At 52.6% G+C, this 12,412-nt stretch carries 9 protein-coding genes; 5 read left to right on the top strand and 4 right to left on the bottom strand.

The genetic code is table 11. The features are described 5' to 3' along the window. The first annotated feature begins 114 nt into the window (after positions 1-114). The 5 genes from QEH53_RS09430 (at position 115) to QEH53_RS09410 (ending at position 7,701) form a co-directional block, all read left to right on the top strand. Positions 115-1,236: a lytic transglycosylase domain-containing protein gene (locus tag QEH53_RS09430; RefSeq protein WP_309022928.1), complete on the top strand. Its 1,122-nt coding sequence runs from the start codon at positions 115-117 to the stop codon at positions 1,234-1,236. A gap of 222 nt (positions 1,237-1,458) precedes the next feature. Continuing rightward, positions 1,459-3,888, top strand: coding sequence for a WD40 repeat domain-containing protein (locus QEH53_RS09425; protein WP_309022927.1), 2,430 nt, complete (start codon positions 1,459-1,461; stop codon positions 3,886-3,888). A gap of 426 nt (positions 3,889-4,314) precedes the next feature. After that, entirely contained in the window at positions 4,315-5,283 is a 969-nt protein-coding gene (locus QEH53_RS09420) for a DUF892 family protein (RefSeq protein WP_309022926.1), read from the top strand. A 226-nt stretch (positions 5,284-5,509) separates the two neighbouring features. Beyond that, the gene (locus tag QEH53_RS09415; RefSeq protein WP_309022925.1) at positions 5,510-6,913 is read left to right on the top strand and encodes a hypothetical protein; all 1,404 of its coding nucleotides are present in this window, start codon (positions 5,510-5,512) and stop codon (positions 6,911-6,913) included. Positions 6,914-7,131: 218 nt separating this feature from the next. Beyond that, entirely contained in the window at positions 7,132-7,701 is a 570-nt protein-coding gene (locus QEH53_RS09410) for a gluconate 2-dehydrogenase subunit 3 family protein (RefSeq protein ID WP_309022924.1), read from the top strand. Positions 7,702-7,740: 39 nt separating this feature from the next. Here QEH53_RS09410 and QEH53_RS09405 read toward each other — a convergent pair whose 3' ends face one another. The 4 genes from QEH53_RS09405 to QEH53_RS09390 form a co-directional block, all read right to left on the bottom strand. Continuing rightward, complete coding sequence (locus tag QEH53_RS09405; RefSeq protein WP_309022923.1) at positions 7,741-7,935, bottom strand: DUF5989 family protein; 195 nt, start codon at positions 7,933-7,935, stop codon at positions 7,741-7,743. 70 nt (positions 7,936-8,005) lie between these two features. Further along, positions 8,006-8,419 carry an SxtJ family membrane protein gene (locus tag QEH53_RS09400; RefSeq protein WP_309022922.1) on the bottom strand — a complete coding sequence of 138 codons (414 nt, stop codon included), beginning with the start codon at positions 8,417-8,419 and terminating at the stop codon, positions 8,006-8,008. Positions 8,420-8,467: 48 nt separating this feature from the next. After that, positions 8,468-10,303: a carbamoyltransferase gene (locus tag QEH53_RS09395; protein ID WP_309022921.1), complete on the bottom strand. Its 1,836-nt coding sequence runs from the start codon at positions 10,301-10,303 to the stop codon at positions 8,468-8,470. Next, complete coding sequence (locus QEH53_RS09390) at positions 10,300-12,378, bottom strand: tetratricopeptide repeat protein (protein WP_309022920.1); 2,079 nt, start codon at positions 12,376-12,378, stop codon at positions 10,300-10,302. Before QEH53_RS09390 ends, QEH53_RS09395 begins: the two co-directional genes overlap by 4 nt. Positions 12,379-12,412: the final 34 nt, after the last annotated feature.

Here is a 12,412-nt window from a genome sequence, read left to right as displayed (position 1 = left end):
GGTTCACTCATTTCGCAATCACCGTCAACATGCTCTCGAGCACGCTTCCGAGGCCTTTTGCAACCAGGCGACATGCATCTGATCCACGAGATCCAAAAAATTATTTCTACACTTATGCCACATCCCCGCACCGCTAAGATTCGAGTTTCCGAACACATCCTTCCGATCCCTTTTTTCGCTTACCTAATCCTCCTTGTCGCCTCTCCAACAAGCACCCACGCCCAGTCGGACGAAACCATCGACGACCTCCTCCGCATCGGGCAGGAACTCTGGGAAGAGCACGCACCACCTGAACTCCAGGATCAGTACCGGCTTCCCACCATGGACGAGATCGAGACTTTCCTCGCCGACTTCGAATCCGACCTAGTCGACGGAAATGTCCAGCGCCTCGCCGCATACGCACCCCAAGCCCGCATCGCCCTGTCCGCCTTGCGACAGTTCCAGGGTGGGGACTCGCTGGCGGACTGGCTTGAGCCACGTATCGACTACCTGGAAGCAGCCGAAGCCATCGTATCACAGCCCCCCGCTCCCGCCGCTCCCGAGCGGCCAGCCCCGCCTCCCCTCGAGCCTCAGTACACTCAAGCCTACTGGATGAACACGCTCGCCACGCGGCCGATGCCGGAGAAGGCCAAGCGCTACATGCCCGTATTCAAAAAAGCATTTCAAAACAAGGGTTTGCCTCCGGAGCTGGCTTGGCTTTCGGAAGTCGAATCCTCGCTCAACCTGCAAGCCCGCAGCCCCGTCGGGGCGTACGGCCCCTTCCAGTTCATGCCCGCGACCGCCAAACGCTTCGGCCTGAAGATAGGTTCGCCCGACGAACGAGCCGACCCAAGAAAGAGTGCCGAAGCCGCCGCGTCGTACCTTTCGATCCTCTACAAGCAGTTCAACTCTTGGCCTCTCGCCCTCGCAGCATACAACGCTGGCGAAGGACGAGTCGGACGCGCCCTCGAAGCAGCCAACGTTGAGACTTTCGACGAAGTTGCCGCCCACCTGCCCACCGAGACACGCATGTACGTCCCTAAAGTCCTCGCAACCATCAGCGCCCGCGAGTCTATCGATGCCACCACCCTCCCGGGCATCGCCACGACACACCTTAACACACTATCTGGGGAGCGAGTGAACGAGTCACTCGCAAGCTCATCTGCCGGAAACCCGAGCGTTTCTTTGAAGAAATTAAGAAACGGATACAACTTTAAGCGAGCGTCTGCACTCGCTAAGGGAAATAGGTTTCGATGAAACGGTACGGCGAAGGATAGATTACTACGTAAAGTCGAATCGGCCGGCGGACACATAGGCTATAAGATAGTGGCAACGTCACGCATCTCGGCCTCTTCTATCGAAGTCTCTTCCTAGGCATCGCGACATTGGGCGACGAGTGAAAATAGGGATATCACCTAAATCTCAATTTCACTAATCGACAGCCTTTACAATGGAACCCACGTTTTACAGAGGTACCTAATGCCCCGGCGCCAAACATTCCTCGCGTTCCAACTCTCCTTCGCGTTCCTTGTCGCCTCCATTTGTGGACGTCCAGTGCAACCATTGGAGGATACAATCTTAGCGCGAACCCATACAGTCATAGGGGAAGGCTTTGACTCCACATCGTATCGGCTACTCGAAGGCTCAATTCTCGAAATTCCAGCCAAAGCCTCCTCCCCTAGATTTTTCACGTATATCGATCTTCAGGACGGAAGACGCGTCATGCGAGACATTCAGGAACGATCCGCACTCCGAATATTCAATTTCGATCCGGCCGAGGACATCGCCATCGTATCCGATTCCGTGGCCGAATGGCGAACCATCGAAGCGAGCTCCGGTATGGCCTTGGCGGATCTCAGCCTCGGTGGCTCGCCCTATCAGCTCGTAATAGCCAGCCAAGGCCACCGCGTCGTCGCATTTATCTCCAATGGGACCGGTCTTTCATTGCAGGCCCTCGATCCGAGAAGCGGCCAGATTAGCTGGAATAAACTCCTACCCACCGGCAGTCGTGCCGAACTTTCAGGAGACCGCACTCGCCTCAATGTCCTCCGAGCAGACCCAACCTATCCCAACGGCCGCTACCTCGAGCTCTATGATCCGATGGATGGAGCTCTCTCAGCCAGCGTCGATCTCGCGGCCGAACTATCGGATAGTCAAATCCTTATACAGGCATATTCGAACGACGGGCTCTACGCTGTCCTGCAGCGAAGCACGCCGAGCAGACGTACTCTCATCGATATTAGGAGGAACTCAATCCATGACTTCCACACCAACCTACTCACGGAAATGAGTGCTGATTCCCGTTTCGCGATTATCAAGGACAGCAACGAATGGCATGTCATAGAACTAGAGAACGCATCCACGGTCCACTCAATCAGCGGAGGTTCGCTGGCAAGCCCGATGTTCACGGGCAAACCGGATCAAATCGTCTACTACGACGCTAACAGCCACGCGCTGCGTCACGTCGATTTGAAAAATTCCGAGACCTCGCTCGCCTTGCAATTACCAGCCGAACTTTCGAACTTTTCACTTTCGGCAACCTCAGCCGATGGCCGCTTCTTTGCCTTAAACGATTTGGCAGGGAGTATTCACATATTTGATACTTCCACCAACTCTACCACAACTATAGAGACCGAACTAGATGGCTTTTCGAGCTTTCGTATCGACACTGATAGCAAGCGACTCATCGCTGCTGGCGTATCAGGCAATATCAGTTCGATGTCACTCACGTCACCCAATGAATTTGAAGTAATCACCCAAGAAAGGGTGCAACGCATGGTAGTTTCCGAGGCAAAGAACCAACTCTCCGTGCTCTTCGCCCGAGGGCGCGTCCGGCGCTACGACGCGAGCTCCCTAGAGCTTATCGACGAAAATGTTTTGCGACTGCCTGCGAGCGATAGTATCCACGCATTAGCATCCGACACTCCACTAATTGCTTACCAAGCGAGCAATGCGTTTAAAATCGCCAACTACGAAACGCAGGAGGTTGTATGGACCCGTCCGAGCACGGGCGCCTCTGAAGGGACCATTGACGCCGTTCTTTCCGCCTCAGGACGCTACATAGCAATCCGATCATTCGACCCATTTAGCTCAGTCTTCCATTACGATTTCGAAGTTTTCGACACGTCCAATTCAGAACTAGTATTCGAGATCGATATCGACGCGCAAAATCTTTGGCAGACCACATTCTCAGCCAACGAGGCCGTTGTCTCCTTTGGCATTAGAGACCCTAATGAGAGTTCAAAACTTATAACCTACCAGCTTTCCGATGGAACCCTAAAGTCAATGAGCCCCAGCTTCCAATCCTTTAACGGTTTCGCCCTTTCCGCGGATGGAAGCCAAGCGATCCTGACGAGCGGCTCTAGCGTAATAAGTCTGGATCTTACCACAGGTGAAACAACCGTTATCGCGGAAGCAACCGATGAAGGTGTACAGGCCCTTGCAGTCAATCCGAGCCAATCTCACGCGATAGTGATCGAACCCGATAGCCAAGTTCACCTCATCGATTTGCAGTCAGGTGAAAGAGCCGCTTCCACCTCGTTTGCCTCGATCAGAAAAAGTGGGCACTTCAACCACGGGGCCGAGTTTCTCGCCTTTCTACCCGATTCGAGAGGTTTCCTATTCTCCCAAAACGACGGAGCGCTTAAGAGTTGGAAAATCCTCAAGGCTTCTCGCAGTGTGGCACTTGCTGCGATCACGTCGGAGGGCTATCCAGCTGCCCAATTTGAGGTCTTCAAAGACCGGGGGTACCGGTTGCTGAAAAGCGCCGATCTCTTTAACTGGACGAGCGACGATCCATTCGACGGCGGAACCGCTCCGACCGACTCCTTGACCCAAGAGCCCTTACTTCCATCGACCCAAATTTTCCTCGAAGCCTGGGAGTACGAACAACCAACTACAAATGAGTAGTTGCGGCCGAAAAGTGTGAGGACGCCATAGTCCGACTCAGAGACGTAAATCATACCCCACATTTAACAACGCTGATTCCGTTCGACACTTTGTTGCGCACTACGACCATTGGCGGTCCTTGATGATAGCTATTAAACGACGGAGTCTTTGGTCGCGTCTATTAGCCGACACCCATCAGGCGGAAATTACTCGACGGATCGAAAAACGAGATCGTTGAAAAACGCATCGTTCGAGGTGAACACCGCAACGTGAGGGTCTCGGATATCATGCGAATGGATTGATTCAATCGGTCAATTCGAGCAGTAAAACAGAAGTTTACACATCATTGTCCAGGGCGTCGGAGATCTGGCGCAGCCAGTGCGAATGGAGCTGCAAAGAAACGAACCAGATAGAGGTTCATCGAGAAAACTCATCGAGAAAATAATTATGGCAGACACAACGCATGACGAATTGAAAGACTACTTGAGCGATCTTTACACTCTCGAACTCCAAGGCCTTTCTCAACTAAACGGATCTCCAGATATAGCGGAAGACGCGGGGTTCAAGGCAGACCTCCTTGCGCACAAGAGCGAGTCGGAACGCCAAGCCGAGCTTGTGGAGAATCGCTTGGAGGAGTTGGATGGTTCAGTATCCACCCTAAAGAAAGGGGTTATGAAACTCGGGGGCAAAGGCTTCCTACTCTTCGCCCAATCGTTGCCAGAAACGCCGGGTCGAATCCTTGCACATAGCTTCGCCTTCGAAGCACTAGAGTACGGCGGCTACGCTGTACTAGGGCAACTAGCAACCCGTGACGGCGATTCAAAAACGGCAGCACTCGCGAAGAAAATCCAAGAGGAAGAAAGCGCTATGATGAAGCGGCTGGAGAGTCGCTTCGATGGTGCTACCGAAGCGTCACACCGCGATACAGACGATGAAAAACTGCAGGATGAAGTTGTTAAACACTTAACAGAGGCCCACGCTCTGGAGCAGGAATGCGAAAAGCTTCTCGAAAAGGGTATGGATATATCGGACGACCCTTCCATCTGCGGACTGTTCGAAAGCTTACGAAGCGATGTACGTAACACTAAGACCGCTCTGCAAGAACGGCTCCAGGCACTAGGAACTGAACCGTCGTCCTTAAAGGACGCGGCGATGAACCTGGGAGCTTTGAATTGGGGGTTGTTCTTCCAAATCCAAAAAGATTCGCCAGCTAAATACCTGCCATTCGTTTACGCGATGTATCATCTAAAGATCGCAGGATACGAGCTACTGCTTCGCACCGCTCGGAAAGCCAACGACGGTTCGACTCGAGGCATGTGCGTGGATATATTAAAAAGCCAGAGAGACGCTGCGGAGCGTGTTGAATCCGTATTCGACAATGCAGTACAGGAAACAATTTTAGAAATTAGCAAGTAACTGATTACTAGAACAATCCAGATCGAGCGAATCGCGATAACGCGGTTCGCTCTTTTTCGTCGGTCGCCTCGTCGGGCGCCAAATAGAACGCGTCGCTCTTTACTAATCCTGAAGGGTAAAGGGAGCGAGAGGGTTAGGTCTAGATTGAGTGCTCTCAAAAATCGTTGTTTCTCTTCCATTGAAATGGATCATCACCCTGGTCCTCTTGCTTACTGCTGGGTCTCTAATGGCTAGGAATATCGATCCGCCAGGGTGCGGTCCACTTCCCGTGGGGATGACCAATATGGAAATCGCGGCGCCCTACGCGACGATGTCGAAGGAAGAAATGCGGTCATACCTGAATCGCTCTCATCCCAGCGGTCTATTCCTCCCTGACATTCTAGAACACCCCGAATCGGCTTGGAATCTAAAAGTCGACGTCCCGAATATCCCTAGCTTGTACGGCGACTCCAGCGGAACGCAGATCGTATTTTCAGCCTACATAGCGTATCCAACCCGTCCTGACAACGAGCGACTGAATTATCGTTTTCCTTACGAGGATGCGTCCGACGGGCTATTTGAGCGAATGCAGGGACCTGGTGAGGAGCCGATTTTCCACAGACTCCACGTTCGCTATCCCCTTATAGTCGTTTCCCACGGTTTAGCCGCCCATGCTCTCTACAACGTGACGATCGCAAAGACATTCGCCAGCCACGGGTACATTGCCATAGCCATCAACCATGGAGATGGAGATACCGATCGCAGCCGCAAGGACCTGTATTCACTTCGCCCCCTCGCGGTACAGAAGTTTATCGATTCCTTGATCGAAAGTGATACGTTCGGTCCGCATATCGACACGCACCGTATCGGGATATACGGACACAGCTTCGGGGGCATGACGGTGCTCTCCTCCTTGGGAGGCCGCCTGTTCAATCATCCTAAGTCCATTACCGATTCAAGAATCAAAGCGGGCGTCGGCGGTGAGCCATCTTTCTGGAGGCAGATCGACGAGATCTGGCATCCCTTGTTTGGGACGAATAACGCAAGCCTTTCGCAAATCGACGCACCCTACATGAGCATCAATGGAAGCGAGTACGTCGTGGCCTACGACGAAATCGAGCAAATGAGGGGCACAACCTATGGCATCCTTCCGGGGCATCCTCATGTTTCCGAAGGTCCATCGTGGGATGACGCCCTCAATTGGAGTATTGTCTTCTTCAATGCGTATTTGAAAGATGATGACAGTATGCTGGCGCTATTAAATTCTGCCAATTCCGTGACTGGATTTAATCCTGACTTTCAGTTGTTCGAGAAGCAAAAGCTCCGTGCTCCGTCGCCCGTATTAAATCGAGACGCCTTCGGAGCAACACCTTTCGTTATAGTCCGGGTCGATGGCAGCAATGGGATAAAGCACTCTCAGGTTATCTACCCAAAAAAAGTCGACGAATCCAATTTATATTATGATCTCCAATACTCCGAGAACGGCGTCGACTGGGTTACCCTGAATGCTCACGAAGATGAGGTCCTTCTACCTTTGAATTCCCTCCCCAAGCTGCAGGATGACTTCGAATGGAGTTCACTTACGGATCCCCTGCCCTTTGAGTCAGCGGCCAGCCCTCGACTCTATCGCATTCGTTGCGATCGAAACTAAGGAGATTAGCTTCCTTTTGTATCCTCGAATAAGATACGCCTGGCGCATCTTGTCGTGCCGGCTTCGATTCGAACGAGAGGAAACGGGCACTGCCTCGCGTAACCATCATCAACGAGACCCTTCTAGTCACAGCAGAGCCAGTCGCGTACTCGAAAATTACCTTTAACTCCCGGGTGGACTTCTACGATCTCTAGTCTCACAACAAACAGCAGACACCTATGAGCAACCAAGACACACCGACAAGAGCCAGCCGACGCTCTGCCATCACCTGGATGCTCGATGCATCACGCACAATGCCATTTCTCTACGGCGGAACGCTTCCCGAGAAGCCCATAGCCTTCAACCCAAAGGCCGATCTCTGGAGCCGCACCTTCAGCAAGACTCAACTCCCGCTCGTTGCCGCCCTTACAGACATTATTATCCCCGGAGACGACGACAGCCCTAGCGCCAGCGACCTGAAGATCCCAGACTTCATCGACGAATGGATCAGCGCTCCCTACCCCCTTCAGCAAAAAGACCGAGGCGTCATGCTCGAAGGACTAGGCTGGATCAACAAAGAATCCCGAAAACGCTTTAAGAAAGGCTTCACCAAATTGAGCAGGAAGCACCAGCTCGCCATCTGCAACGACATCAGCGATCCTAGCACTGCAAAACCCATTTACGAATCAGCGGTCGCCTTCTTTCTCCGTTTCCAAAAGCTAACCTTTGCAGCCTACTACACCACTGAGATCGGGAAAGAGCACCTCGGCGACAGCCCGCTCCCCACATTCGAGCTCCCCGCAAAGTAAAGCGAAGTTCTGCCTTGCGGCGGCAAAGCCTCGAATCCGCTAGAACAGGGAATAGATGAACGGTGCTGCCCCGGATCCGCCGAGAACGATTAGAGCGCTGACTAATAGCAATGCGACTATGATCGGCGTCAGCCACCACTTCTTGTTGTTTCGCAAGAAATCCCAGTATTCAGCAAACATACTTTTCTGTTTCTCTCGCGATGCCTCAACGAACTTAGAGTCTGGTTTACTCATTATCCGGATATAGTTGGAGCATGGCCGTCAAAAGACAATTCACAACAGAACCTCAGCACTAAGGAGTTCGCTAGTACTGCTTAAAGTACTTAGAAGAGGAGGCTTCCTCTCCTTTCGCATCCCAATAACTGCAACGCTCGGCCTCGAAGCTGCGATTCAAGGGATCTCGACCGAACGCGCGCATGAGCAGTCCGATGGGAGAAAGCATAAGAAAGTAAAGGATCGCTAGCACGATATGAGAGATCACAAACCCAATAGGAAAGGTGAGATAGACCGACCCCAAATACACGTATCGAACCAATGAAGGCTTAGCTAAGCCAATGCCGCCGACGAGGACTGCAAAACCGATTAAGTATACACTGATCACTTCCCTTTCGTTGAGATAAGAAAAGAATGCTACCCCGGTAAAGAACAGCAGCCATAACAAGGAGAACACGCGGAGATCTTTTGATTTCGGGTTTCGTTCGACTCGGATGAGGCTCATAACAACGGTATGGTTTAAACTAGTTTATTAAGTGGAAACGCTGGCTGCCTAATCTGCGCCATAGCGGGCTAAGTGAGAGGCACGCTCGTCGTGGGCACTCTGGGGCTGTTCTGGCTTAAGCAATATGTAATCGCCGATTACTAACACATCCATTTCGGTTGCCATGAAACAACGAAACGCATCTTCAGCTGTACACACTATGGGCTCACCTCTTACGTTGAAGCTCGTATTGATGAGCGCTGGACAACCTGTCTCGGACTCAAACGCTTCCAACAAAGCATGTAGCCGTGGCGAACGCTCAGTATCCACCGTCTGTATACGTGCAGAATAATCTACGTGAGTGACAGCCGGGATCGTTGAGCGTACCTCCTTTACCCGTTCAAGCCCTTCCATTTTACGGTCGCTGAGACCGACCCGCTTCTCTTTATTAACTGGAGCGACAATCAGCATGTAGGGACTTTCATCCTCGGGGCTCATATCGAAGTATTCGGCCGCGCGCTCTCGTTTCACGATGGGAGCAAAAGGGCGGAAGGACTCTCGATACTTAATCTTCAAGTTCATCACGCGTTGCATATCCGGCGACCGTGGGTCCCCCAAGATGCTCCGCGAGCCTAAGGCCCGGGGGCCAAATTCCATCCGTCCCTGAACCCACCCAACCACTCTGCCACCGGCTAAGTATCCAGCCACTCGGGAGCAGAGCTGTTCTTCCTCTTCTACAAAATGATAAACGGCGCTCCTACTTTTCAGAACGTTTTCCGTAATTACCTTATCAATACGCGGTCCCAACAAAGAGGCGTACTGCCTGTCTGGCCTGCTCGGCGTACGAACCTTCTCCCTGAGCTGGTACCAAGTGAACAATGCAGCCCCGAGCGCTCCACCAGCATCCCCTGCCGCCGGCTGTATCCACAGCTTTTCGAACGGGGATTCTCTGAGCAGGCGACCGTTGGCGACGCAATTCAAGGCGACTCCACCCGCGAGACATAGGTTTTTTGAACCAGAAATCCGGTGCAAGTGCCGAGCCATTTTAAGCACGATTTCTTCTACCACGACTTGAACGGAAGCAGCTAGATCCAGCTCGCGTTTGGTAATCGCAGATTCGGGCGAACGAGGAGGACCCTCAAACAAAGCAGCGAACTTCTTCGAAGTCATCGTCAAACCCTGACAGTAGTTGAAGTAGCTTTGATCTAGCCGAAACGAACCATCTTCTCGAAGGTCGAGCAGCTTCTCGCGAATATCACTTGCGTAGACAGGTTCGCCATAAGGTGCGAGGCCCATGAGCTTGTACTCGCCAGAGTTGACCTTGAAGCCGCAGAAGTAGGTGAACGCTGAATACAGCAGGCCGAGCGAGTGAGGAAAGCGCAATTCGTGATTGAGCTTGATCTTATTGCCCTTTCCGTAGCCCAGGCTCGCCGTCGCCCACTCGCCTACCCCATCGACAGTCAGGATCGCTGCCTCATCAAAGGGGGAAGGAAAGAATGCGCTAGCGGCGTGAGACTCGTGGTGCTCCGTGAAAACATAAGGCTTTCTGTAGAGACCGTCCAATCCTCGATTCAGTTCCTTGGGTAACTGCAGCTTCTGATGTATCCACTGGGGCATAGCTTTCAGGAAGGATGGAAAGCCTGCGGGAGCGACTGCGAGATACGTTTCGAGCAATCGTTCAAAGCGCAAAAACGGCTTCTCATAAAACGCAACATGGTCCAATTCGCCTGCAGTGATTCCTCCTTCACGCAAACAATAGTCGACCGCATGCTGCGGGAAACCCGCATCGTGCTTCTTGCGCGTGAAGCGTTCCTCCTGCGCTGCAGCTACGATTTTTCCATCGACCAACAATGAGGCCGCAGAATCATGGTAGTAGGCCGATATCCCCAATATGCGCACGGTCATTTCGCAGCCCTTGCTTGCTGATCAACGAGCTCCTCGTATTCGCGTCTCAGCTCCGCCGAGACCGGTCCACTCGCCAACAGGTCACGCATGAACTTCAAAGTTGTTTCAACGTCTCCACGTTGCTGATACACTTGAACTAATCGATCATTGTTCGAGAAGTTCATAGGATTGTAGGAATGAGCCGCTAGCATTCGATCTAGAGCTTCCTCAAACCGGTTACCACGAAAAAGGTGCTCTAGCAGGGGAAGTAAGGCCCGTTCGTCGTCGGGTGCGATCTCCAGCACTGCCTCCCATTGAGCAGCCGCCCCGAGCTCATTTTCACTAGCCAGCAATACCTGCGCGTAGGGAAGCCTTACATTTCGGTTGTCTGGCATTTGAGCGACCCAATTAGAAAACATAGATTGCGCTTTCTCCAAACGGCCAAGAGCGATCCACAATGAGGCCAGCACTTGATAACTCTGCGAGTAAAAGGGTTCAGATTCGACAGTCGAAACCAGCACTTCCTCGGCTTTGTTCGGTTGGTTGGTCTGGGCATATAGATAGGCCTGGAAGACTCTAACTTCCGCAACCCGAGGTGCTAGCCTCTCATACTCGCTTACCAGTTCCTGAGCCTTCTCGTAATCTGAAAGCTGCATCGCTATTTTCGCCTCGTGAAAAGCGAGAAAGGCGGACTTTGGATTTAAATCGCGACCGGCGGATACGATTGCACTCACCTCGGCCAACGCAGTTGGCGAGATCCCTGCACTTAGCGCTTGGATTTTTTTTAATGCGAAGGCTCGATCCTCAGTGTAAGTCGATTGACCGGTAAAGGGTGGCCGGTTCACCAGTGCGTTCATCGCCTGCCATTGGGCTAAGCGGCCCACTTCGGTAAAACCGATTTTATCGGCGACTTCTTCGGATGCGAGGAATGGCCCTGCTGCGGATCCCGGATACAGCACAGGACCGGCGGAGACTGCTAACTCCCGAGCGATCGCATAGTTCCCCTCGAAGGTCAGGTGAACGTGCTCAAAAAATAATTCGCGCCCACCGGGGAATAAGGATTCGGCGGCATCTACGAGAGTCGCGCTTTCGAAGTCATTCGTAGCTCGACGTACGATATCGTTGATCTCTGCATCGGCCCTGAAACGCAAAGCATCAAATTCTAGAGCATTACGCAGCGCCTTCTCAGCTGCCTCCCATTCTCCGGCCTGCCAAAGTGAGCGACCACGTTGAAAATGCGCGTCTGCGTCAACTTCGCCCACGGAGGCAAAGGGAGCACAGTCGAGATGGTTAACAGCGACCGTGGATACGACGCTCGGAATGCCAGCCACATCAGCGACTTCCAGCATGTCACGCAAATTTGCCGCGAAATCTTGGTAGACCCGATCAAGCCTTGGGTCCTCGGAGGGAACTGTTTCTTCCGTAAACATCTCCATACCGCCCCAGTCACGGTTCGCTTCCGATCTGCTGGCAACCACTCGGATTAGACGTTCTATAAGCTGGCCCGTGCGGGTGCCTTTAAGCCACAAGCTCGCTCGCATGAAGGCCAAGGGTGGCGACTCTTCCGTGATAGCGGACCCAGGACCAAAAGGTCCCACAACCTCATTGTTGCCGATGTAGAAAACGAATAGATCCGGATCAAACCCGGCAGCTTGCTCGACAATGGGAAGAATCGCATGGGAATTGATGGCTGTAATTCCAAGATTGTACACCTCGACTGCCTTATCTGGATATGCGTTTCGGAGGATCGCCTCCAGCTGTGGTGCCATCCCAAACCCAGGTTCAGGCACTCCCATGGCAGCTGATTCACCGACAAGAAACACCCGTTTCACGCCGGCGGATTTCTTGCGATCGATGCGAAAATTAAACGGTTTTAGTCCGAAGGAAGCGGGAAAGAAGAGCTCGGTGTAACGAGGGTTCGTTCGATAAATACTTCCTCCTAATTCTTCGTCCGGGACGAAGAATCGCGTGTCGCGCCCGAATCCAAACAACCGCAAAGACAGCTCCAACCCGACGAAGAAAACGAGAGGTGCTAGGACGACCAAGGTAAGCTTAAAAAACCAAACACGGCGGGAGCGGAACTTAGGTTTGGACATGGGTGAATTTCGAAAGGGTGGTGTTGTCCCAAAT

It is taken from the genome of Pelagicoccus sp. SDUM812002 (genome assembly GCF_031127835.1).
Taxonomy (GTDB): domain Bacteria; phylum Verrucomicrobiota; class Verrucomicrobiia; order Opitutales; family Opitutaceae; genus Pelagicoccus.
Note: the sequence above shows the minus strand (reverse complement) of the source record. Positions and strands in the feature narration are given on the sequence as shown.